The 23916-nt window shown below is 48.5% G+C and carries 25 protein-coding genes; 11 read left to right on the forward strand and 14 right to left on the reverse strand.

Annotation, left to right across the window (positions count from 1 at the left end; translation table 11 throughout):
• Positions 1-405 precede the first annotated feature (405 nt).
• Positions 406-2874, reverse strand: coding sequence for an ATP-dependent Clp protease ATP-binding subunit (locus NDI48_25535; protein ID MEP0834529.1), 2469 nt, complete (start codon positions 2872-2874; stop codon positions 406-408).
• 333 nt (positions 2875-3207) lie between these two features.
• Positions 3208-3927, reverse strand: coding sequence for a ribosomal protein S18-alanine N-acetyltransferase (gene rimI, locus NDI48_25540; GenBank protein MEP0834530.1), 720 nt, complete (start codon positions 3925-3927; stop codon positions 3208-3210).
• A 74-nt stretch (positions 3928-4001) separates the two neighbouring features.
• Here rimI and lysA point away from each other — a divergent pair, with 74 nt between their 5' ends.
• From lysA to NDI48_25555, 3 genes are all read left to right on the forward strand, one after another.
• Complete coding sequence (gene lysA / locus NDI48_25545; GenBank protein ID MEP0834531.1) at positions 4002-5456, forward strand: diaminopimelate decarboxylase; 1455 nt, start codon at positions 4002-4004, stop codon at positions 5454-5456.
• Between the two features lie 201 nt (positions 5457-5657).
• The gene (cdaA, locus tag NDI48_25550; protein MEP0834532.1) at positions 5658-6581 is read left to right on the forward strand and encodes a diadenylate cyclase CdaA; all 924 of its coding nucleotides are present in this window, start codon (positions 5658-5660) and stop codon (positions 6579-6581) included.
• Complete coding sequence (locus tag NDI48_25555) at positions 6578-7327, forward strand: isoprenyl transferase (GenBank protein MEP0834533.1); 750 nt, start codon at positions 6578-6580, stop codon at positions 7325-7327. The genes cdaA and NDI48_25555 overlap by 4 nt, the downstream gene beginning before the upstream one ends.
• Positions 7328-7403: 76 nt before the next feature.
• Here the strand turns inward: NDI48_25555 and NDI48_25560 are convergent, their stop codons facing one another.
• Together NDI48_25560 and NDI48_25565 are read right to left on the reverse strand one after the other, a co-directional pair.
• Complete coding sequence (locus NDI48_25560; GenBank protein MEP0834534.1) at positions 7404-7676, reverse strand: DUF3143 domain-containing protein; 273 nt, start codon at positions 7674-7676, stop codon at positions 7404-7406.
• Between the two features lie 76 nt (positions 7677-7752).
• On the reverse strand, positions 7753-8391 hold the full coding sequence (locus NDI48_25565) for a J domain-containing protein (GenBank protein MEP0834535.1): 639 nt from the start codon (positions 8389-8391) through the stop codon (positions 7753-7755).
• A gap of 56 nt (positions 8392-8447) precedes the next feature.
• Here NDI48_25565 and NDI48_25570 point away from each other — a divergent pair, with 56 nt between their 5' ends.
• A complete protein-coding gene (locus tag NDI48_25570; GenBank protein MEP0834536.1) occupies positions 8448-8585 on the forward strand; it encodes a hypothetical protein in 138 nt (45 codons plus the stop codon).
• A 36-nt stretch (positions 8586-8621) separates the two neighbouring features.
• On the opposite strand, the gene NDI48_25575 is transcribed toward NDI48_25570, so the two are convergent.
• Positions 8622-9929 carry an O-antigen ligase family protein gene (locus tag NDI48_25575; protein MEP0834537.1) on the reverse strand — a complete coding sequence of 436 codons (1308 nt, stop codon included), beginning with the start codon at positions 9927-9929 and terminating at the stop codon, positions 8622-8624.
• A gap of 175 nt (positions 9930-10104) precedes the next feature.
• Entirely contained in the window at positions 10105-10947 is an 843-nt protein-coding gene (locus tag NDI48_25580; protein ID MEP0834538.1) for a YaaW family protein, read from the reverse strand.
• Between the two features lie 73 nt (positions 10948-11020).
• Between NDI48_25580 and NDI48_25585 the strand changes: the two genes are divergently transcribed.
• The gene (locus NDI48_25585) at positions 11021-12097 is read left to right on the forward strand and encodes an FAD-dependent oxidoreductase (GenBank protein ID MEP0834539.1); all 1077 of its coding nucleotides are present in this window, start codon (positions 11021-11023) and stop codon (positions 12095-12097) included.
• 73 nt (positions 12098-12170) lie between these two features.
• Here NDI48_25585 and NDI48_25590 read toward each other — a convergent pair whose 3' ends face one another.
• Entirely contained in the window at positions 12171-12530 is a 360-nt protein-coding gene (locus NDI48_25590; protein MEP0834540.1) for a hypothetical protein, read from the reverse strand.
• A 163-nt stretch (positions 12531-12693) separates the two neighbouring features.
• Positions 12694-13959 carry a CCA tRNA nucleotidyltransferase gene (locus tag NDI48_25595; GenBank protein MEP0834541.1) on the reverse strand — a complete coding sequence of 422 codons (1266 nt, stop codon included), beginning with the start codon at positions 13957-13959 and terminating at the stop codon, positions 12694-12696.
• 226 nt (positions 13960-14185) lie between these two features.
• Between NDI48_25595 and NDI48_25600 the strand changes: the two genes are divergently transcribed.
• The 3 genes from NDI48_25600 (at position 14186) to NDI48_25610 (ending at position 15844) form a co-directional block, all read left to right on the forward strand.
• Positions 14186-14644, forward strand: a complete 459-nt coding sequence (locus NDI48_25600; GenBank protein MEP0834542.1) for a hypothetical protein — start codon at positions 14186-14188, stop codon at positions 14642-14644.
• Between the two features lie 136 nt (positions 14645-14780).
• Positions 14781-15029, forward strand: a complete 249-nt coding sequence (locus tag NDI48_25605; GenBank protein MEP0834543.1) for a Ycf34 family protein — start codon at positions 14781-14783, stop codon at positions 15027-15029.
• A 161-nt stretch (positions 15030-15190) separates the two neighbouring features.
• Complete coding sequence (locus NDI48_25610; GenBank protein MEP0834544.1) at positions 15191-15844, forward strand: DedA family protein; 654 nt, start codon at positions 15191-15193, stop codon at positions 15842-15844.
• A gap of 27 nt (positions 15845-15871) precedes the next feature.
• Here NDI48_25610 and NDI48_25615 read toward each other — a convergent pair whose 3' ends face one another.
• Positions 15872-16021: a hypothetical protein gene (locus NDI48_25615; protein ID MEP0834545.1), complete on the reverse strand. Its 150-nt coding sequence runs from the start codon at positions 16019-16021 to the stop codon at positions 15872-15874.
• A gap of 31 nt (positions 16022-16052) precedes the next feature.
• Between NDI48_25615 and NDI48_25620 the strand changes: the two genes are divergently transcribed.
• Positions 16053-16655 (forward strand): hypothetical protein, encoded by a 603-nt coding sequence (locus tag NDI48_25620; protein MEP0834546.1) that lies wholly within the window; start codon positions 16053-16055, stop codon positions 16653-16655.
• A gap of 119 nt (positions 16656-16774) precedes the next feature.
• Here NDI48_25620 and NDI48_25625 read toward each other — a convergent pair whose 3' ends face one another.
• Positions 16775-17398: a Uma2 family endonuclease gene (locus tag NDI48_25625; protein ID MEP0834547.1), complete on the reverse strand. Its 624-nt coding sequence runs from the start codon at positions 17396-17398 to the stop codon at positions 16775-16777.
• 202 nt (positions 17399-17600) lie between these two features.
• Here NDI48_25625 and NDI48_25630 point away from each other — a divergent pair, with 202 nt between their 5' ends.
• Positions 17601-17936 carry a XisI protein gene (locus NDI48_25630; GenBank protein ID MEP0834548.1) on the forward strand — a complete coding sequence of 112 codons (336 nt, stop codon included), beginning with the start codon at positions 17601-17603 and terminating at the stop codon, positions 17934-17936.
• A 92-nt stretch (positions 17937-18028) separates the two neighbouring features.
• On the forward strand, positions 18029-18547 hold the full coding sequence (locus tag NDI48_25635; protein ID MEP0834549.1) for a hypothetical protein: 519 nt from the start codon (positions 18029-18031) through the stop codon (positions 18545-18547).
• A gap of 119 nt (positions 18548-18666) precedes the next feature.
• On the opposite strand, the gene NDI48_25640 is transcribed toward NDI48_25635, so the two are convergent.
• The 4 genes from NDI48_25640 to NDI48_25655 all read right to left on the reverse strand — a co-directional run bounded on the left by NDI48_25640 (position 18667) and on the right by NDI48_25655 (position 23735).
• Positions 18667-19284, reverse strand: coding sequence for a hypothetical protein (locus tag NDI48_25640; GenBank protein ID MEP0834550.1), 618 nt, complete (start codon positions 19282-19284; stop codon positions 18667-18669).
• Between the two features lie 169 nt (positions 19285-19453).
• The gene (gene argG / locus NDI48_25645; GenBank protein ID MEP0834551.1) at positions 19454-20692 is read right to left on the reverse strand and encodes an argininosuccinate synthase; all 1239 of its coding nucleotides are present in this window, start codon (positions 20690-20692) and stop codon (positions 19454-19456) included.
• 168 nt (positions 20693-20860) lie between these two features.
• Positions 20861-21154: a hypothetical protein gene (locus tag NDI48_25650; GenBank protein MEP0834552.1), complete on the reverse strand. Its 294-nt coding sequence runs from the start codon at positions 21152-21154 to the stop codon at positions 20861-20863.
• A gap of 4 nt (positions 21155-21158) precedes the next feature.
• Positions 21159-23735: an ATP-binding protein gene (locus NDI48_25655; protein ID MEP0834553.1), complete on the reverse strand. Its 2577-nt coding sequence runs from the start codon at positions 23733-23735 to the stop codon at positions 21159-21161.
• Positions 23736-23916: the final 181 nt, after the last annotated feature.

The following is a 23916-nucleotide window of genomic DNA, read 5'->3' on the forward strand; positions in this document are numbered from 1 at the left end:
GGCTTAAGTTATCGTGACTCACACCAAGCCTGATGACACAGGCTATTCTAAAGTTTACCCCTAGTTGTCACCCCACTCTAGACTGGTGGGTTATTTCTGCCGCGCTGCACTAGCCTTCGGCACGCTTCGCTAACGCAGGCTTCAAAACCCTTAATTTTCAGTTAGTCCGCGCAGGCGGACTTGGTTTGTATAGCCGCGATTTCTAATCGCCAGGGCTTGGTGCAAGATCTGAGTACAAAAAAAGGGTAGTCATCCCGGATTTGGTGTAATCACAAACCCAACTCCAGTACAACTTCCTATTTCCCTAGGACAAAAAAAGCGGTAGAGAAGATTGAGCCTCTCTACCGCTTGATTTAAGCACGGGCGTATTGCTCTACGCCTCTATTCCAATTAATGGCTAATTAATTACTCAACCGCTTGAGGCAAAAGCTCTCGCTTCTCCCCTGGCAACACTTTCACGGTGCCACTGTCATCAACATCCACCGTAGCGATATCGCCATCTTTGATGTGTCCACCGAGGATTTGCTCCGCTAACACATCTTCAAGTAGGCGCATGATAGCCCGACGCAGCGGTCTTGCACCATAAGCGGGATTGTACCCTTCTTCCACCAAGCGGTCTTTGAACCGTTCGGTGACTTCCAGGGTGATGCCTTGCTCGTTCAAGCGACCGAACACCTCTTTGAGCATAATGTCGGCAATTTCCTTCACCTCTTCTCTGTTGAGCTGACGGAAGACGATAATCTCATCGAGACGGTTGAGGAACTCTGGACGGAAGTATTGCTTGAGTTCTTCGTTCACCAGCGAACGGATGCGGTTGTACTGAGACTCGGCTTGATTCTCGCTAAACTCAAAGCCAATACCACCGCCACCTTTCTCAATCACCTTAGAACCGATGTTCGAGGTCATGATCAACAGCGTGTTCTTGAAGTCTACCGTCCGACCCTTGGCATCGGTCAAACGCCCGTCTTCCAAAATTTGCAACAGCATGTTGAAGACATCGGGGTGCGCTTTTTCGATTTCATCGAACAGCACTACTGTGTAAGGACGACGGCGAACGGCTTCAGTTAGCTGACCGCCTTCGTTGTAGCCGACATAGCCTGGAGGCGAACCAATTAGCTTAGAAACTGTATGGCGCTCCATATACTCCGACATATCCAGGCGGATCATGGCATCTTCAGAACCGAAGAAGTAAGACGCCAACGACTTGGCCAATTCGGTCTTACCAACACCGGTCGGTCCAGAGAAGATGAAGCTGGCAATCGGACGGTTGGGGTTCTTTAATCCTACCCGTGCCCGACGAATTGCACGGCTTACCGCCTTCACGGCCTCCTCTTGACCAATCAGACGCTGGTGTAGGGTGTCTTCCATATGCAGCAGCTTCTCGGATTCGGATTCGGTGAGCTTATTCACCGGAACCCCTGTCCAGGACGCTACGATTTGGGCGATATCTTCTTCATCCACCACAGGCCCTGGTTCGTCACTACCGGAGTCTGTCTTTTTGCTTTGAGCGATCGCGCGAATTTCCGCCTTAATTTCCATTTCGCGATCGCGCAGTTCTCCAGCCCGATCAAAGTCCTGGGAGCGCACTGCATCATCCTTCTCCTTGAGAACCTGACGCAGTTCCTTATCCAACTCTTTCGCGGCGGGTGGTAGTTGGGAGTTAATCAAGCGCACCCGCGAGCCTGCCTCATCCACCAAGTCAATCGCCTTATCTGGCAGGTAACGGTCAGAAATATACCGATCCGAAAGCTTCGCTGCCGCTTCCAAAGCGCTGTCCAAGATTTTCAGCTTATGGTGTTGCTCATAGCGTTCGCGCAATCCATAAAGAATTTCAATCGTTTCTTCCACCGTTGGTTCACCGACCATGACCGGTTGGAAACGACGCTCTAATGCCGCATCTCGTTCAATATGCTTGCGGTACTCATCCAGGGTTGTCGCGCCGATGCACTGCAATTCACCCCGTGCCAGCGCTGGTTTGAGGATGTTGGCGGCATCAATCGCCCCTTCGGCAGCACCCGCCCCAATCAAAGTATGGACTTCGTCAATCACCAGGATGACATTCCCGGCCTGACGAATTTCATCCATAATCTTCTTGAGGCGCTCTTCAAATTCACCCCTATACTTGGTACCCGCGACCAACAGGCCGATATCTAAAGTTACAACCCGCTTTTCTTCGAGGATGTCGGGCACATCATTATTGGCAATTCGTTGGGCTAACCCTTCTGCGATCGCGGTTTTCCCAACCCCTGGTTCCCCAATTAACACTGGGTTATTCTTCGTGCGGCGACCCAAAATTTGGATCACCCGCTCAATTTCCTTCGCTCGTCCCACCACGGGGTCAAGCTTCCCTTCACCTGCCATCTGGGTCAAGTTTGAGCCAAATTCATCCAGGGTTGGCGTCTTGGTACGACCCTGAGAGGCTCCACTCGTGACTTCTGCCGTCTCACCCAGCATCCGAATCACTTGTGTCCTCACCTTGGTCAGGTCTACACCTAGGTTTTCCAAAACCCTAGCCGCGACCCCTTCGCCTTCCCGGATTAACCCAAGCAGCAAATGCTCAGTACCAATATAGTTATGTCCCAGTTGGCGAGCTTCTTCGAGCGATAGCTCCAGAACCCGCTTTGCTCTGGGGGTAAACGGAATTTCTACCGCAACGAAGCCGGAACCCCTGCCAATGATTTTCTCTACTTCGATACGAGCGTCTTTGAGATTGACACCCATCGATTTGAGAACCTTAGCAGCGACGCCTGTACCTTCTCCGATAAGACCCAGAAGGATTTGCTCCGTGCCTACAAAGTTGTGCCCCAGGCGACGTGCCTCTTCCTGGGCCAGCATGATCACCTTAATGGCTTTTTCTGTAAAGCGTTCAAACATTGGCGTACTTCCATCACCTGTTGCGTGCCCGTGTACGCTGATTCTAGCATAGGGAATTCCACCGACTGTCTATTTCGAGACAACCGGAAGGGCTAGTTTTGGTCTAGATTTCCCTACTATTTAGGTGAGGAAATTAGGATTGAACCTTTTTTGGGGATAAATAATGAATCATTTGGATATTGCTTAAACGGTTTACTGACAAAGATTTGAGCCTTTCTTGATGGGTGATCTCGAAGAGTGAGTTGAAGCTTAGAGCTTAAAGGTTGAAGGCTGGAGGTTTGAACTTTCAACGGTTCAGCTTTCCAAAGTTCAACCTAAAAGACTTTCTCCCTTTCAACTGTTATGCCCATTCTCTAATTCCCTCCAGGTGAGATGCTGCCAGCCGCCACCGTGCAGGCGCTGTTTGGCTTGCCGATAACAGTGGGCAAGCGTTTCCTCAAAGTCCTGTTGTTGCAGCCCACCACGCCAGAGAATCAGGGCATCTTCACCCGTATCTTTGTAATAGCGTCGGCGTCGCCCTGCGAGCGTGAAGCCAAACTTTTGATAAAGAGATAGCGCGGCTTGATTTGATGGCTTCACCTCCAAGGTTGCCCACTCCAACTGACGCCTTTTGGCATCCCGTAGTAAAGCATACAGGAGTAATTGACCCAGCCCTTGATGTTGGTAGTCTGGATGCACCGCAAGAATCGTAATGTGCGCCTCCTCCAAGATTGACCAGTAACAACCTAACCCTATTACGGCATTTGACCGGAGCGGTGCGGTTTCAAAATCCGCTGTTTGAGCGTTTTGAGTCGGGGTGGGTTTGGGATTAGTCCCGTCGAGTTCAATCTCTGGGGTAACAATTAAACCCTCCTCTAAACCAGACGACGGTGTCTGAAGTCCGGATTCCCCTTGAGTACTTGCCGCTTCTAAAATCAGCAATTGACTGTTGGGGCTTTCTAACTCTCGCTCATAACCCGATCGCGTCCACAGACCCCCAAAGCACAGCCGATCTAGCTCCATAACGGCACTCAGCTGTTCTAGGGTTAGTGGTTTAAGTTTTAAGAAAGTCACAGCCCTCAATTGTACACTGATTAACGGGACGCTCTCTTGGGCTTGTAATGCCAACCAAGGATAATATTTCCATTATGCTTTCAACTGACACGGCTGGGGCTGAAAATTCTGGAGCTCAGTATCTCCCCTCACCCAGCAATTGGGACACTCCTCGCTCACCCAATCAGGAACTGTTACCTCTTAGTGCAACAGTCAATAGTCGTGACTGTCTGGAAATAGGGGGTTGTGATGTAATGACGTTGGTGGAACGATTGGGTTCCCCGCTTTATATTTTGGACGAGGTGACATTACGAACGGCCTGCCGCCAGTACAGAGATGGGTTTGCTCGATACTACAAAGGGGATTCCCAGGTTCTTTATGCCTCTAAAGCCTGGAATTGTCTAGCTGTTTGTGCGATCGTGGCCTCAGAAGGCTTGGGGATCGATGTTGTGTCAGGGGGTGAACTCTACACCGCTTTACAAGCTGGCGTCAAAGCCGAAAAACTTTATCTTCACGGCAATAACAAATCTCAAGCTGAATTGGAGCTAGCCATTAGCAGTGGCTGCACGATTGTGGTAGATAACTGGCTGGAGCTACGCACTCTCGCCGATTGGAAATTACCGACTTTAGGCTTGAGTGGCGCATCTGACGAAGAGCCCACTCATCCAAAATCAAATCCGATTCGGATGATGCTACGGCTGACTCCAGGCATTGAGTGTCATACCCACGAATACATTCGTACTGGCCATCTCGATAGCAAGTTTGGCTTTGATCCCAACGCCTTAGACCAACTCTTTGCCTTTGTCAGCCAACACCCCAACCTCAACTGCATCGGTTTACACGCCCACATTGGTTCGCAAATTTTTGAGCGCCAACCCCACCAAGACCTGGCGGGTGTTTTAGTGGATTTTATGACTAAAGCCTCTGGCTACGGTTTATCGATTCAAGAACTGAATGTCGGGGGTGGCTTAGGGATTCGTTACACAGAATCAGATGATCCCCCTAGTATTGACGACTGGGTGAAGGGCGTTTCCGAGGCGGTGATGAGTGCTTGTGAACAGCAGCAACTGCCCCTACCCAAGCTACTTTCGGAACCGGGGCGATCGCTCATTGGTTCAGCCTGTGTCACCGCCTATCGTGTGGGGAGCCGAAAGGAAATTCCCGAAATCCGGACTTACCTCGCTGTTGATGGCGGCATGTCCGATAATCCTCGCCCCATCACATACCAGTCCTTATATCGCGCCGTTGTGGCTAACCGGATGTCCGCTCCTGCCACAGAAACCGTCACCCTTGCTGGGAAACACTGCGAATCAGGAGATATCCTGATTAAAGAAGCCACCCTGCCTAAAACTGAGGTCGGAGATATCTTGGTCGTTATGGGTACTGGTGCATACAATTACAGCATGGCGTCTAATTACAATCGCCTGCCGCGACCGGCTGCTGTATTGGTCAATCAGGGAGAAGCCAACTTGATTTTGAAGCGCGAGACCTATCAGGATATTATTCGGCAAGATTGTTTACCCGAACGACTCATGCCGACCAGCAATTAGTTTCTCGCTAATAGGTAGTCCGGTTGGACTCGGTGAGCAACCGAATTAATCTAATTTAGCGTCTTACTAGGAACAAAATCCTGGAGGGCTGACTCAAGAGTTTCCAAAGGCAATCGCTCTGTTCGTAACAACAAACAACTTCTCCCGTTAAAATCAAGCCAGAGTTAAGCATCCCAATAGCTAATCGTTTATAGAAGTTCAATGCCCCCCTCGTCGTCGGGTTCATTTCCTGACCCTAGCTGGGCTCAGTCCGTGTTGCTTCATAGCATCGACGTTGGATTGGTTCTGGCACTCACTTATATGGTGCTCCTCATTATTGGGGAGCGCCGAACGCTGTGGATGGTTCGAGGGTTGATTGTTCTGATGCTGGCAGCCGCGTTAAGTAATCGTTTGGGCTTGACGCTGCTGAGTTTTGTGTTAGAAAAGTTGGTGGTTGGATCGGCTGTAGCCATGGCTGTGATTTTTCAGTCAGAGTTTCGTCGGTTTTTGGAACAGGTAGGGCGGGGAGAAATTGTGCAATTGTTTCAAGAGAAACGAAGGCCAATCCCCAAACCCGACAGTGTGATCGATGAAATCGTGGACGCGGTTAAAGAATTATCCCAAAATCGAATCGGTGCTCTGATGATTATGGAAACGAATGGTCCGATTGATGAACGGGATGTATCTGTACCCGGCGTTCAGCTCAATGCTGAAGTCTCCAAAGAATTGCTGCAAACCATCTTCCAAACATCAACTTTGTTGCATGATGGAGCGGTGCTGATTCGCGGTTCCCGCGTCGCTGCCGCTGGTGTAATTCTTCCGCTTTCTGAACGTACAGCATCACGGCAATTAGGTACACGCCATCGAGCCGCAATGGGAATTACCGAGCGCGTCGAAAATTGTCTTTGTATAGTTGTATCTGAAGAGACGGGTTCAATTTCTTTGGCGGAACGAGGAAAATTAAACCGACCCTTAACAAGTAGTAAATTGAAAGAATTGCTAGAGGCTCGATTTTCGACCGCTGTTGACCGCGAGGCTGTCGCCCCAGGTTTACGCAGTATTGGTCGTCGAATTAAGTCTCGAGGAAAGGATGTGGTTTCGCGTGTCCTCCGTCTTCCGTCATCAACTTCCCAACAGAAGAAATGACTGCTAAGCAAACATTATTAAAACAGTTACCAAGTGACCTCTCTCCCGACCGTCTACCCCAGCATGTAGCGGTGATTATGGATGGAAATGGTCGCTGGGCCAAACGCCGAGGATTACCGCGAATTATGGGGCATCGGCAAGGAGTAGATGCCCTAAAGGATTTGCTGCGCTGCTGCAAGGATTGGGGAATCAAAGCGCTCACCGCTTACGCGTTTTCTACAGAGAACTGGGGACGGCCCCTGGAGGAAGTGGATTTTTTGATGACGTTGTTTGAGCGAGTGTTGATGCGAGAAATCAGAGAGATGATGCAGGAGAATGTGCGGATTCAATTTGTGGGCAATTTATCTGTCCTGCCGCGATCGCTCCAAGCTCAAATCGAACGCTCCATGAGCGAAACTCAGAATAATTGTGACATTGTATTTACTGTTGCTACAAATTATGGAGGACGAGAGGAGATTTTGCAAGCCTGCCGAGCGCTCGCCAAAAAGGTGCAGCAAGGTCAAATCCAAGCGGAGGAGATTGATGAGGCGATGTTTTCACGCCACCTCTACACGGCTGATTTGTGTGACCCAGATTTGCTCATCCGTACCAGTGGAGAGATGCGCTTAAGCAATTTTCTGCTCTGGCAAATGGCTTACGCCGAAATTTATATCACAGAAGCCTTCTGGCCGGATTTTGATCGGGCGGAGTTCCATCGGGCCTTGTCTGCTTATCAAAAGCGCGATCGCCGATTTGGGAAGGTATAACGATTTTAGATTGTGGATATTGGATTCAAAAGCCGCTTATTGAGTCCAGCAAACTGTGAGCGTGGATAAAATCCAATTATGGCCCGCAGAAGACAGCCGCTTCTATATCCCTACGGCTGAGGGAGTACTTAAAGGAGCGTTGAATATCTCGTCCCCCTTCACTGGCATTTAAATAGCGCACGGTTAATTCCTCAATTTCTAAGCACAGTTGTGCTTTCCAACTGGCTCGCTCAACGTGCCAGCAGTGTAAGTCATTGCGGTCTTGTTCGCATCCCTGGGCTTTTAGCCACTGCTCAATTTCAGGGAGAGGATGGTTGTATAAAGGGGTATCAGCTAACGGAAGAGCCATATTAAAGAATGAATGGTTTTGAATGATGTTGGAGCAGTGCCCCTGGATCTGAAAGACGGTGGGAATGGACTGAAAATTAAAACTTATCGGCGGATGGGGGTTTAGGAAGGGTTGGAGTCTGAGTCTTAACCAACGCTTGCTTTAAGGGCGGTTCGGATTTAAAGTTGCTCGGCGTCAGGACTCGATGAGGAATCGGCTGTTGTTGGGTCGGTGAGTTCTTACTGCTCGACCCAGAAACTGAGTGGAACGCCGAATCTCCTCGCGTTAACCCAATGGCGATCGCTAGCAGAATGCAACCCACAAAGGTTAAGCCCAGAATGAACAGAGCAAAAATCTCACCCGCCGAGAGAGGGCGGTCAGTTGGGTCGAGATAGGCTGAGGATGAGTAGGTTGGTCGCTTTTGGGAAACGGGTATGTTTAAATTTGCAGGTGCCTGAATGACATTGAAGCGTGAGTAGCCAATGGTTTGATCATACGCTACTCGCCGCTCTGGATTGCTGAGAGTGGCATAGGCTTCATTAAGTTGTTGAAATTTTTGAGTTGCCGTGTCCGTGGGTAAGGTAGTGGTATCCGGATGATAGCGCTTGCTAAGTTCCCGATAGGCACGCCGGATTTCTATGGGTGATGCACTAGGGTGTAACCCCATTAGGAGATAATAATTTGGATTTTGTGTTACACCATTCCTGACTTTTTGTCTAACCCGATCTTGCGCCACGGCAGTTTTACCCGGCAGAGATTACAACATGTTTCTCATTATTTTAAGCCAAGCGCATGAAGTGCAGCTATCGTGTGATTGAATCCTACGGCGACACCATCGCTTTGGTTGGGCATCCCACCGAATCCGAGTTGACTACCCCTTTTGTGGAACGAACCACTCCAGACACAGAGTTCGCCCAGAAGAGTCCTTGATTCTTTTTCCCATCAATTCCCAAGCTCTTGTTTCAGTTAATGGCTTTCTAAGCGTTGCGAAGTCAAAATTCCTTGATATCGATAAACAACTCCACAAATTGCGGATAAAAGTACCCAACCGAAGGTATTGATTCGCATATCAAACAGCGTTACATCTACCAAGTTAAATAGAGTGCAGCCCCCGAAAGCCATTAGATAAGTGAAAAAAATTAATCTGTCTTGATGCCAGGAAGGTCTATTTTCGAGCGGTTCTATATCTGACCATACTCTTAAAATTAAGACAGCTTGAGCCAGAACCCAGCCAATTAAGCCACACAATAACAGCGTCGCCGGAATACCCGTTTCAGCCATCAACATGAGTAGCAAATTGTGGGGATGACCCAGCCAAAGATGCATTGTCGCTTGGTAGAGTGGCGTAAAATTCCTTAGCCCCCAACCCATCCAAGGACGTTCCTGAGTCATCGTCCAGGCAAACTGCCACTGGGTTTTCCGCATCAGAGCCAGCGGACGATTGGGATACAATTGGTCAGTCAGTCGTGCCCACAAGAAAGGTGGGACAATCGTGCTACGCAGCCATTGGCGACCCAACTGAGGGCCAAACGACGCCCAGAGTACGGTACTCGCTGCCGCCGTGACGCCTAGGACAATCAAGCGCCAACCCAGATATAGGGCAAAACTAAGGCAAGCTAAAACCACGATCCCCCAAGCATTGCGAGAATTGGTCAGAAGCAGAGCGATCGCATTCCCCAGGACGGCTACACTCCAAATTACTAGCTGCCCCACGGGGTAACGATTCCCGCTGTTTCGCCAAGCTTGAAACCTCTCAATCCACAGCCCTAACCCCAAAATAAACATGATCTGGAGATAAGCGGCGAGAATATTGGCGTACATGAACACCGAAGACATTCGTCCCGGAGGATTGCCCTTGGCTTCGAGTATCCAACCGAACACAATTTGCCACGGCACATTGCCTGCCCATCCCCAAAATAATTGCCCAAACCCGATGATCACAACGGGCCATGAACCTATAACCAAAAGCTTCGCGAGCTGTCGCAATTGAGAGGGATACTGAATTAAACTACTGTAAGCGGCAAAAACCAGGAAATACGGTAATAAATTGGCTAAACCCAGAAACGCTTCTGGACGGTTATGGGCAAAGCAACAGGTAATCACCAGCCATCCACTCAGAATAGCCAGTCCCCAATTCAAAGGGCGTCGAATAATAGTACGGTATTCTTGCTTCCAGGCTCCTGCCACAGCCAAGACGAGTCCCACGCTGCCCAGTGTTGGCATCCACGGGAACAAGAATAGCCCCCCTTGCAAAGCCGTCCACGCCGCCTGCAAACGCGGTTCTGGATGCTGGCTCAAAAGCGATTTGAAGATTTGAGAAACGCGAACTGCGCTTCGCAGCAGCGCTTCGCGATCGCACGTCGGGGGAATTTTGAATCGACTCCTCACTCCTGGCTCCTCGCCGCTAAATTTAACAAGTTCACGGCTGAGTGCACAGTCGTCAGTCCAATCAAACGGGTTCCCAGCATTCGGTGCGAGTGAGACGAATTTGTGCTAGAGCAAAGATGGTGGGGATAATTCGACCGTAATTGGTGGCGATCGCCCGCCAGCCCAAGTCAGCAAAGAAATAACCCCATAATACTGGCCCCAACAACGCAAATACACTCCGAGTCGCTCCATAACGAGCGGCATTTAACGCCATCCCCCGTCCTGCTGTTTGTAGCACCAGATAGCTTTCCACCTGAGCCGCTGCTGCTACACCGCCACGAACAACGGCTTCTTTGGCAACTTGATACTTAGCAAAATGAAGGGCAAGATGACGCGCCATTTGTTGCAACAAAATTGGCTTAATAATTGAGCTAACGGCCAAGGCGCTGCCCCCTTTGACTAGTAAACTCATGGGATTGTGCTGGAGATGTACGGGGAGGGGTTCAGAAAAGTTAGACTGAGCCAGCGATCGCTGCACTCGCACGGTGAGTGATTTCTTTTCGGAGGCGGGTAACTTTTTCCAAGCTCGACCCATTAAATTCAGAAATATCTCTGCCTCTATATCCGTCGTTGTCAGCTTTTTAGAGTAAGGGATCTTCAGGTAATGACAAACTTGAATCAGCGCTTGTCGGTAGGTAATTTCGTGGCTGCGTCCTCTGAGTACCGTTAAGCCATCTGCCGCCAAAAAGCGAAATCGATCCTCTATGGCATCTAGCCAAGCCTCGCGATCGCGGCTTTGCACCTCAATTGGGTCAGGTGTCTGAACATAATCTAAGGGATTAAACTTACGACGGAACAAAATGTCCGTCAGTTGAACTAACTCTTCTTCCGTTGCTAAATCTAAGGCGCTTCTCAGTTCATCCAACGTCCTTCCCTCCAAAACCCCAGTTTCCTTGTTGTCAATTATTCTATTTGTATACCAAAGGAGAGCATCCGTCGTGTTTGATGTCGCCATTATTGGTGCAGGACTTGCAGGACTCACTTGTGCCCAACAACTGCATCAAGCTGGATATCGTGTGGTTGTCGTGGAGAAGTCTCGCGGTGTGGGGGGACGTTTAGCGACACGACGGCTCTATGATACCTGCGCCGATCATGGAGTACGTTACCTGGAAGCGCAAGGAAGGTTATTGAAAGCGCTGATTGAACTTCTGGTACAGCGCGATATCCTCCACACTTGGACTGATACGTTGTACGAACTCCAACCCACGACATCAGAGTCATTGGGTGAAAATTTCGCTCACCCCTCACCGCTTACCTGTTACGCAGCACCCGCCGGAATGACAGCCGTTGCCAAATTTTTAGCGACTGGTTTAGACATTGAGTTCAATCGACGAGTACAAGCGATAACACCCACCCAGGAACAGAGTTGGCTTCTCACCCTCGACTCAACAGAGGTACCTGACGAACTAACCGCTAGAGCCGTTGTTGTTGCCATCCCAGCTCCCCAAGCTTTAATGCTACTCGAACCTCTAGCCGCAAAAGGTCTGTCACCAGAATTTTTAGATCGCCTGAGATCTGTCGAGTTTGAGCCTTGCCTAAGTGCGATCGCAGGTTATCCACAAGCTGCCATTCAAGACTTCCCTCTAGCTTGTCATGTATCCAATGATTCTGATCTAGCCTGGATTGGCTTAGATAGTAGCAAGCGCTCCAATCCTCAGATGCCGATTTTTGTTTTACAAAGTACCGCTGACTTTGCCCAAAAATACCTTGATACCGAGGATCTAAAACCAGCCGGACAGCAGCTATTATCCCGTGCCGCACAATTACTTGCTCCCTGGCTTGATACTCCCAATTTGGTTCAAGTGCATCGCTGGCGTTATGCCTTTCCCCAGTCTCCTTTAAATCAAGACTATCTCCACACCCCAACACCCTTACCTCTCATTTGTTGTGGCGATTGGTGTGGGGGCAAGCGGATAGAAAGTGCCTTACACTCTGGATTAGCCGCCGCTGTCCAAATTAATCAACAACTGCAACAGCGATCGCTACCCGGAGAAAATTTTTGGCATACCCTCTAGAGCCATCCTCAAAAATTCCTGAAAACCTCTCTTTCTTCCTGTGTGCCTCTTTGCCCTCTGTGGTTGATTAAAATCACTGAGAAAGTCTTTTGTCAATCCGGATCTGTAGCTTTCGTAACTCTTCAGAATTAGAACCAGCCAGCACTAAAATCAGAGTTTTACCGTCACGCACACAGTACATTTCAATAGAGGTGTCCCCGGCAGATCCAAATACATCTCTTGAACTGCTATTAAAGTCTTGAACTCCTTCTTCTTTCATCACCCTTTCAGCATTACTGACACACTCCTCCACCGTATTACCGCTTAGCTCGTATTCGGTGATGTTCATCGCCGGAGATTCAGCCATGACGGCTGTAATCGAGAGAGGAAGAGATGCAGCACTTAAAATGCCTGTTATTACTATTTTTGTGACTGCCGAGTTAGCTAATTTCATCAAATCCTTTGACCTCTTTTTAGCTAAAAACTTGAAATAAGAAAAGAGAACGCTTCAGCCCTAAGATAAATCTTCCCGCTCAAGCTGGGTAATCTTTTAAATCTTCGGCCTATCTCAACCCTAGAGCAAGTATTTTTATACTTTATACTTCATCGTTCATCCTTTAAGGAGTGTCAATTATCTGAGTTGCTAAGTCTAAGGCTTGCGCTGCTGTGGAAATTCGCCCCTCGGCGCGTGCAACTCCGATAGTCGTGAGCAGTTGACCAATTTGCCGCCCTGCTGGAAGATGAAGCGATCGCATCAAATCTTTGCCCGTTACCAGTTGAGTCGGGTGAGCCACTGGATCGTCAGGGGTAAGATATCGCTTAATCAAAGGTGTAACCTGCTCCACACGGATTCCAGACGCCACAGCCAGAACTGCCAAAGCCGGAAAGACTGCTCCCACATCCTGAAAGAAAAAATACTGCTCCCTGATAGACATTGGAGAGGCGGCGTGAGACAAAAGCTGGGGTAAGTTTTTGACCGCTGTAATCCCTGTGCGAACCTCAGCGCGACTATACTTTAAATTCAATAATTGTTCCTCAGCAGCTTCTGGCACTGATGGCAGCAAACACGCCAACTTCGCCAGACTCACCAAAGAGGCTGACTTGCCGCCAACTGAGGCTCGAAGTTCTACCCCAAGTTCAGGCCAAATTTGTTCTAAAAGAATAGCTGCCTTGTCAACGGCTGCAACTTGTGCTAAGCCTTGAGCGGTTGCATCGGGAAACCACCCTTGTAGCAACTTATCCTCCCATGCCGCTCTTAGGCAGGCAGTTCCTTGGGGGGATTTCAGCAAATAACCTAATTCTACCTGCACTCGTTCTGCGGCTATCTGCTGGATTAAAGGCGCTAGCTGGCGAATAACTGACTGGGTGGCTGGTTCAGTCTTAAAACCGAGCTGGGCGGCTTGCCGATAGGCTCGTAGTAGCCGCAAGGGGTCATCTTGGAGATTTTTGGGCGATACCATCCGGATGATACCCTGTTGCAAATCGGCATAACCTTGGAGTGGGTCGATGAGTTCTTGGGTGTAGGGATTGTAGGCGATCGCATTGATTGTAAAATCTCGCCGCCGCAAATCAGTTTCCAGACTGTCGCCTTCTTGCTGAGCCAAATCAACGGTTGCCTGCTCGAACACCACTCTCGCAATCTGGCGATCGGGATCGAGTACCACAAATCCAGCGTTGTACTGTTGAGCTAGCTGTCGCGCTGTCTGTACGGCATCCGTGGGCAAAACAAAGTCTAAGTCCAGGTACTCACCTCGTCTTCCGAGTAAGGCATCTCGCACGGCACCACCGACTAAGCAAGCCTCTGGGGGTAGCCACTCTTGGCTAAAAGGCCAAGTTTCGGGAGAGAGGACAGAAGAGGCGATGTCTAGATTTTGCCAGTTCATCTCAAGATCAATAGATTGTAAGACTACCGAAATGTCTAATTTACCAATCTCTGTTGGTTGGCATATAAGTAGGAGAAGCGGTTATAGTAGTCGCTGCCTGCTTCCTAAGCTGCGCTGAGCAGTAGAAGTCATGGTGAGGCAAGAATTGCCACATTGCCTTAGTGGCTGGGGGAGAGCCAATGCCTTTCCTGCCAATGGCTTTTAATGTTACTCAATCAATCTGCCAATGCTGCAACGAACGTCGAGCGCGTACCGCTTCTTCCTCATCTCGTGCGGGGCTTCTTTTCTGCTGAGCCTGACTTTTGTAATGATGTGGTTGTTTAGCTATAGGTTCTATACGTCACTTGGCGTAGATACAGATCGAGCCGATGGCTCCGACGTGATAACTGGATATTACCGCATTCGCTGGCCTGGAAACGGCTCTTTCTGGATTGGAGGTGGTGCGTATAGACATCCTGATGAGGGAAAGCCTTTGCAAGCCTTCGATCTAGGAGGTGTTTTCTTTCAACCTCCACCGCGATCGCAACCTCATTCATTCTGGAATCGTGTAGGCTTTTGGTTGAAAAGAGAATCTGAGCTAAATCAGTGGCAATTTTGGATCGGTGTGCCCAGTTGGCTACCCGTGTTACTTACAACTGCCTTGCCGATGCGGTGGTGGACTTTACATCAGCGACGAAAAGGATGAAGGATACAGTGTGAACTTTTTTTATCGGCAACTCATAGCGAAAAACTTCTTTACAAGTAATAAAAATCAATCCAAATGCTGGTGAACAAAGGTCTTGCCTAAGCTACAGTGGCAAAAAGGACTTGGAGTTTGTGCAATGTGTATTTGCGTTAACTGCCACTATGTAGACCGCTGTACCACTTATCATGCTGTGGAAATTCAGCATGAGGTGCCGCACTTGACGGAAACCCCCGATTTTGAAGCGACAGAACCTACAATTAATGTTAATATCCGTCCCCATCAAGATTATGTGGAGATGGAATGGGATGTGGTGGGGTGCCTGAGCTTTAAGCAAGAAACCGGGAAATGGGCTAAGCTGCGTCCGGGTGAGTTGGTGCCGACTTGAAGAGGATTACGGAATGTATAGGGTGTGTTACGGTGAGCCAAAGCCCCTAAGCGGCGATCTCTCAGAATTGTATGCCCCTAATGCACCCTGCTTCATTGACACAGTTCCTGCGATCGCGCCAAGATGAGAACGGTGATGAATTTTTGTAAAGGCTAAACTGGATGTCTTTTGAGTTTCTGTCACTGGAGACGATCCAGGAAATCGCTAAGCAGTATGGCTACTTAGCTGTTTTTCTAGGAATCGCCCTGGAAAGTTTAGGAATTCCCATACCGGGAGAAACGATTACCATAGTGGGCGGTTTTCTGGCAGGTAGTGGAGAACTGGATTATTGGCTAGTGCTAGGTACAGCAAGCATCGGTGCTGTTCTGGGCAGTAGCATTGGCTATTGGATTGGCAAACTGGGCGGTTGGGCTTTGTTGGAACGAGCGGGGCGGTTGTTTCGCATCAGTGAAGCGCAACTGATAGAAGTGAAAAGGGAGTTTGGGGAAAATGCGGGCAGAGCTGTATTTTTCGGCAGATTTGTAGCATTTCTACGGATTTTAGCGAGTCCAATGGCAGGAATTGTGGAAATGCCCTTCCCGCAATTCATGGTGTTCAATATAGCTGGTGCTACCGTTTGGGCATCGGTGATGGTGACTTTATCGTTCTTTCTCGGACGGATCGTACCACTGGAACAGTTAATCTCTTGGGTCGCTAAATTTGCGATCATTGCTCTTATCCTGGTGGTTGCTTGGTTTGTGGTTCCTGGATGGTTAGAGTCACGAAAGCTGAAACAATCATCGGTTAGCGATCAGCCTCCAGCACCAGGAGAGTAAGAGTGAGAATCGGCTAATAGGTTTAGGTTAATTAGAGTGCGATCGCGTCTTAGTGTGTTTGAGTGTAGCGATCGCTTTCAATTGGCATCCACAAAGAAGCGATCGCGCTGGATGAAGATGTAAGCGCCTCCCTGCTCTACCCAACCATAAACTTAAACTCCACAATTGAGCGAACATGGAGGTTAGAGACAACAAGAGGGGGATTGCGATGTCTTACAGTGAGTTCACCCTCCGAAAGGTGAAACAAGCCTTTGCTCTAAACACCGTTGAGGGTAAGCGATTTCTCCCAGAGATAAACCCCATTGCACCCAGTATCACCCTCGCCGCCTTTTTGGAGGAAACTTTACCACTGGCGATCGCTACTGGCAGCGAAAAGGCACGCTCCGAATTGATTATCAGTCCTGTGCTCGTTGAGGTGCGAAAGATTCTGCAACGCCAAGTTAGCCTGTTCTCAGGTGCAGAGTTTACTGTCGAACCCGCCTCTGGACTCAATGGAGTATGCGATTTCCTCATCACTCGATCCCCTGAGCAGTTAGAGATTGAAGCGCCAGCGGTGGTGATTGTGGAGGCAAAAAAGGCTGATTTGAATATCGGCATTGGACAGTGCATCGCTGAAATGGTGGCAGCTCAGAAGTTTAATGAGGCAAACGGTCAGCCTATTGCTACTATCTACGGCAGTGTAAGCAGTGGAACTGCCTGGAGATTTCTTCAACTGGAGGGACGAACCGTAACAGTCGATCTCACAGATTACCCACTTCCTCCAGTGGAGCAAATTTTGGGAATGCTGGTGTGGATGGTACAGGGGGGATAGGTGAGCTTGCTCAGGTTCAGCCAAGAAGCGATCGCGTTTTGGTCTGCTCAACCAACAAGTCAGTACGTGTACTCGCCCTTATCTCGATATAACTCGTTAGGGTTTGGCTTCGGGAGCAGTTACGGTAATAAATCCCGCACTCTTAAGCGACCAACTTCACGTCCCTCAATTGCAACAGAAACTTCATCCGACAGGCTGTAATCTTGGTGCTGCTGATAAGTTGGTTCTTGAGCTAAGTCGATGGGTTGTGTGTAAACTTCTAGTTTTTGTTCAGGAAGGTTGACGATCCAATAAACCAGAATGCCTGCACGGGCGTAGAGTCGTTTTTTGGAAGTTCTATCTCGCTCTAGCGTAGAGTCTGCAATTTCAACAACCAAAGCTAAATCTTGGGAACCCGGATGGCGATCAAGATAATCACGAGTATTACCTCGGACAACGACGACATCTGGCTCTGGCTCACTATCTAAGAGAGTAATGGGTTCTTGGGCATCGACATACCATCCCTCTGGCACAATCTCTTCCAAAGCATTGCGAGTCAGTTTGGTTGAAGCGCGATGTGGTGGATTTTTTGGCATTTTTTGAATAATCCACCCTTCAAGCAATTCCACTGGATCATCTTCGGTTAGAATGCCTAAGCGAATCATCTCGTGGTACTGAGCAACACTGAAGCGCCAAACTGGTTCGGTCGGCACAACCAGAGTTTGCCTGGAGTTTGGTGCATTGGGTTGAGTGGAGACAGACACAAAGGTACTTGCCTTCTACTTTTGTCCCTTATTGTAGCGCTGGGACACGATTCACTTGTTGCTTCAGCCGCTCTGTTGCGATCGCATGTTGGTCTGTTTGAGTTATGCGATCGCTGGCTAGGAGGTTGAGATTTGGGCTATCTCTATAATTGAAGTTAGCTCTTAGATGTCCCTGCTATGTCTGTGACACAATTACTGCCAAATGGATACTTCAGAGAACTATCGGAAGATTATCAAGAGCGTTCTTGAACCCTACACTAAAATTCCATACGCTCATGGAGAACTTACTTGTAAAGCCGTTTTTGATGAAGTAGCTGATAGCTATTTATTGATTACTCTTGGTTGGGATACTGCAACGCGGGTTCATGGATGCCTTGTTCATCTTGATATTATCGATGGCAAGGTTTGGGTGCAGCGAGATGATACAGAAGATGGCGTGACGAACGAACTGGTTGCTGCGGGAATTCCTAAAGAGAAAATTGTTTTGGGGTTTCACCCACCGGATGTGAGGCAGTATACAGGATACGCTGTGGCGTAGTGATCGCGTTTTGGTTTGTTTGAGTTGGGCGATCGCTCAATGGAATTTATCATCGACATAGAAAGCCTTCTCCATGCTACAGGAACCCTCATATGATTACAGAATTTGAAGATAAAGACTTTATTCCCTCTTTACCCAGAATTCCAATTGCTCAATTGCCAATTACTCAGTCGGCTCAGGAGGTTCCTGCGTCTCCTGCTATCTGGTTTGCCGTAGATGAGACTAACAAGGTGTGGTATGTAGGAGAAGCAGGAAATCTTCGTAACTCTTTATCCAGCCGTCATCCAAAGATAAAAGCATTCAAAGAAAATGGTGTTTCCTCTATTGCTTATTGGGTGGTAGAAGAAAAACAGGAAAGCTTGGCAAAGGAAGCCAGGAAAAAGCATAATCCACCTCTCAATCAGAATAAAAGTGATATTTTTGTACCTGCGATTAACTCCTTGGTTAAAAATACAGGGTTACCTAAAAAAGAAATCATTACAAAGTCAGATATTGGTGAGAATTTTTTAAATGACCTGGAAAAGAACAATCGAGGTATTGTTACGTCAAAATTAGAAAATATTTTATTATCTGATTGTGTTACCAAAGATATATTTAAAGAATTCCTTTAATTTTGAACAAAATTATTTTTAGTTTTTCTCATGATCCATGTATTCAGTAAAGTGACAGTCCTATCGCACATCACCAGATACGTTAGCTCAAGCATAACGCACCAAATAGAGCCAGTCCCTCACTCCTCAAGCTGAAATTCTTTAAACGGCATTGTTAAAATCCCCAAAATTCGACTCACTTCATTGATAAAATAGTCCCGTTTATCAATCCAGACAGTCTTATCAATCAACTTGAGAAACTTCCAATCCGTTCCCGTCGTTACGGCTCCATAGATACTTGCGATCGCCTCTCCATTCCGTTGATTAAATAGTTGCGCTGCAACCATTTCAGCAATACACTGCCCTAAGCCAGATTTAATACTTTCATTCTTAGCTTCTACCAAGGTTACAATCGGAGTCCGAATTTCATAAGATTCTTTTGATGCAGTCAGGATATAATCGCAATATCCACTCAAACCCGCCTGTAAATCTACATTGAATTCTGAACCCGAAAAGAAACCAATTTGAAAATTGAATATTCGCCTAACCTCTAATAAAACTGGAGCAATAATTAACTCCGAACGAGACTTTTCAGTATTGATGGCAGTTGCTAAAAATACATTCTCATTTAAAGTTGTCTGGAGATGAGAACTTGGCAATACTTCTGGAATATCAGTAAATAAGTCGATAGATTCTTCAATCGTTAACCCAAAAGCTTCTCTAACTTTAGTTAGGGTTGTAAAATCACTGTAAGCCATAATCTAGAACTACTGTAACTTATATCAATACTCCCAAATATAACCATCATTCCGGCAGAAAGACGGAAGACTTCTCCTGATGGATTGTGATTAACATTCTAGCGATCGCTCCTCGATGTAGGGTGCGTCACTCCTGCGTAACGCACCCTCTCAACTAAGGAAGGGAACTTCAATCCTTAATTTGACCACTTGTAGCGAGTACACGCGCACTCACACCCAACACCCGTAACAATCCCTCCGAATCGGCATGATTATAACTACCAATCCCTTCCATCGAGGCATTCTCTTCTGAATAGAGGGAATGAGATGTATTCGTTGCCGAAACAAACGAGATATTCCCTTTATAAAGAGAAACCGTAATCGTTCCTGTCGCCAATTCTGCTGTGGGTTGAATCGCTTGCAATGCCATCTGAGTAGCCAAGTCAAACCAATACCCCTGATAGATTTGCTTGGCAATTAATAAAGATAATTGGTCAAAGAATTCACGAGAACGGCGATCTAAAATCAGTTGCAGCAACAAGGCATAACAAGTTCCTAGTATTTCTACACCTGGGCTTTCATAAACACCCCGTGACTTAATCCCCACGAAGCGATTCTCGACTAAATGAGTGCCAATCCCGATACCATGACGCCCGCCGATCGCATTCGTCTGAACAAATGCCTCAACTAAGTCTACCGAACTGCCATTAATCGAAACCGGACGACCTTGCTCAAAGTGTACCGTGAACTCCTCCGCTTGATCGGGAGCCTCGGCAGGATAGCAACCCATAATTGGCTTGACAAAATGCGCCGGAGTTGATAGAGATTCCAGTAATCCCGATTCGTGGGTTAGACCGAGCAAATTAGCATCGGTGGAATAAGGCTTATCTTTCGTCGCCGAGACGGAGAGTCCCTTTTCTTCACAAAAGTCAATCATCTCGCTGCGACCCGGAAAACGCGCTAAAAATTCCTCATCCCGCCAGGGCGCATACACCTCAAACTCTGGAGCAAGCATATTGGTGATCAGTTGAAAACGGACTTGATCGTTGCCTCGTCCGGTTGCGCCATGACTGAAGATTGTCAGCCCCTTCTTTTGCATCTCCTGAATCATGGCTTTGGCTAGGACACACCGGGCGATTCCTGTAGTATTCCAGTAGCGTCCTTCATAGCAGGCTTGAGATTGAATCACACTAAGACCCGCTTGTGCGATCGCTTCTCGTGCAGGTAACAAGACAAAATCTGCTGCCCCCGCTAAGAGCATCCGCTGACGAATTGCTTCTGTATCGTCTTCATCCGGTTGCCCTAGGTCGGCGGTAAAACACACAACCCGTACCCCCTGATCGGTCAGCCAACGGGTGATGGTGCAGCTATCCAGACCACCAGATCCAGCAAATGCAATCGTTTTTCCTTTCAAATCTTGAGCTTTCATCGTGTAATTTTCCTCTTCAACGTGATCGTGGGAGTCCCCAGGCTGCTTCGTTGAGCCGAACCGTCGTAACTAGAACTGACGCACTTAAGGAAAGTGAGCGTTAACGACATCGCTTGGTTAGCCTGGTTTTCCAGTAACCGTTGTCTGTGCCCTGAGCACGCTCACGGCTTAGTCCACTTGTTCGCGTTGCTCTGTATTCTGGCTCGTCGGGAGTGTCCGTCTGTTTGAGATAAGGAATGTATACACAGGCATCGATTCCGCCTGAGTATGCCAATACAACTTTTTCAGCGCGACCCATTGATGTCCCACCCTGGAAAACGACCGAGGAATTATTGTATCCGGTTGGGCAATCGCTAAATTGTCAGTACGAACAAAGTCTTTAGAAACACGCGTGGGAAGACGGCATTTTGCACCTAAGGTGCGATCGCTAGGGATCGGAAGTTTACCCCTATCCTGAGTCATCGAGTCATCTTGCCAGTTCAGCGATCGCCCCAATCAACACATGGGGATTAATCGGCTTGGCAAGATGCTGCTGGTAGCCTGCTGCTAGTAATCGTTCTCGGTCGGATTCATAGGCATAAGCGGTGAGCGCAATCGCTGGAAGATTCCTCAACTGTGGCAGCGATCGCACTTGATGAATCAATGCATAACCATCCATCTGCGGCATCTGAATATCGCTCACCAACACATTAATTGAAGATTGAGCCATGACATCCAGTGCCGTTTGAGCTGATGTAACCGTCGTGACGATCGCCCCTTTTTGTTCCAGCAGCACCTGGAGAAACTGCAACGTATCCGTCTCATCATCTACGACTAATACCTGGATGCCTTGTAAGTTCGATGACTGATTCACCGAGGGCGGCTTAGGAACGACCGATTGGGATGCCGGAATCAGCGGCAGTCTGACGGTAAAGGTAGCCCCCTCTCCTTCTCCAGCACTGGCTGCCGAAATTGTGCCTCCATGCGCCTCAACCAGTTGCCGAGAGATAGCCAAACCTAACCCCAAACCCCCAAACTGGCGAGTTGTGGAACTATCTTGCTGGCGGAACATTTCAAACAGGTGGGGCAGAAAATCTGGACGGATGCCTTTACCCGTATCACTGACTTGAATTTGGGCATAGCGCTCGACTTGTTCTAATCGCACTGTCACGCGACCACCTTCTGGCGTAAATTTGATCGCATTTAACAGCAAGTTCCATACGACTTGTTGTAGCCTTCCGGCATCGCCTGAAACCTCTCTCACGGTAGGGTCTAGCCTTGTTTCGATCGCGATTGATTTAGCCCAAGCCACTTGATGCACAGTTTCAATTGCCGCCGTAATTGGGGTCAGCAGCGATACAGGAGTACAATTGAGGCTTAATTTCCCTCGGATGATGCGAGAGATATCCAGCAAGTCGTCAATCAGTTGCACTTGCAGCTTGGCATTGCGTTCGATCGTGGAGAGAGCCTGCCGGGTTTGCTCCTGGCTAAAGTTACGGGTTTGCAAGAGCTTGGCCCAGCCAAGAATCGGATTGAGGGGTGTTCGCAGTTCAGGGGAAAGAACTGCCAAAAATTCATCTTTGATTCGGTTAGCGTGAGCAAGCTGCTCAGTCTGTTGTCGTAGCTGAGCTTCGCTCTGGCGCAGTGCTTCCTCTGCCTGTTTGCGATCGTCTTCGATGCGCTTGCGCTCAGTAATTTCCTCGCAAACCGTACTGATCCCAATAATGCGATCGCCATTCTTTAACGGCAAAAAGTGCTCTAACCAGATTCGCTGCACACCCGGTTGAGCCGGAGTTTCCCCGCTAATTTCCACATTCAGAATCGGTTCCCCCGTTTCCAAGATGGGGCGCAATATCTGTTCGGCTGCCTCAGCCATATCGGGTAGCACCTCACGCAACGTGCGACCGATATGGGCTTCAACGGGAAGCCCATTCATTTCTGCCAGTCGCTGGTTAATCCGCACAAAGCGGAAGTCGGTATCTAAGACGTTTAAACCTATTGGGGCTGATTGGTAGATGGCTTCAATTTCAGCCAGTTGCTGCTGAAGCTGTGCCTGACTCTGGAGCAAAGCGGCTTCTGCTTGTTTGCCATCGGTGACATCAGTGATTCGCACCAAATGCACGTTCCGCTCCCCAAAGCGGATGGATTTAGCCGCTAGATTGCCCCAGAAGTAATTGCCTTGACGGGTAACATATTCAATTTCTTTAATCCAAACCCCCTTGTGCATATCAGCAACAATGGCATCTAGTTCATTGGGTGTAAATTGTTGCCGTTGCAGCGTATGCCCTTCAATACCAATTAACTCTTCCTTGCCACTTGCTTCAAACAACTCCACTGCTCGCTGGTTACAGTCTACCGTCCGCAGAATTTCGGGATCGACCAGGAACAGGGCGTCACTGGATGCGTTGAAAACAGTTTCATGTAAATCTCTACTCTGTCGCAGCGCTTCTTCTGCCTGTTTGCGATCGTCTTCGATGCACTTGCACTCTGTAATGTCTTGAGCAAATCCCAGTACTTGATGCAACTGACCGGCTGCGCTGCGGTGAAATACCCGATCTTGACTGGCAAACCAACGCCACTCGCCATTGGCATGACGCATCCGGTATTTGAATTCCACTAAGTCACTGGATTGAGCGCGCTCAAGTTGCTCTAGGTGCCGTGGGAATCGGGCAAAATCCTCTGGATGCATAATGGTGGCAACAAAGTTGGCTCCCATTGCCATTACTCCATCAACTGAGTAACCCAGTAATTCTGCTGCTTGCGGGCTAAGGTAGACAGACCGTTGAGCGATCGCATCAAATAGATAAACGACTCCCGGTAAATTGCGGATGACTTGCTCAATGAATTGTGGGCTTGGCGGCACCTGAGCGAAGGGATTGAGGGGTTGCTCCTGAGATGAAGCCGATACCTCTGCGTTTAGGGATTGTGCTAGCTCTTGCGGGCTTTTGTGTTCCTCTCCGTCTAACCCAAGAGAGTTCGATGCGCTTGTATAAAGGTTTGAAGAGGGAAAACCAGCCAATGCCATATCGAGCGGGAAGTGTTCGGAGCGATCGAGGCTTTGCATAAGATACTAGCTGGATTAGCGGGACGAAAATGATGTGGCAACGACCGCTGTTGCTGGTTCAATCTCGCCACAGCAATCCTGAATTTTGAGCGCCAATTGATAGGGCTCAGCCATATCTGGGTTGAGTGCGATGTTGAATCGGTAACGGTAGTGTGCGGCGAAGTTCCATCAAAAAAGGAAT

The organism is Microcoleus sp. AS-A8 (assembly GCA_039962225.1).
Taxonomy (GTDB): Bacteria; Cyanobacteriota; Cyanobacteriia; order Cyanobacteriales; family Coleofasciculaceae; genus Allocoleopsis.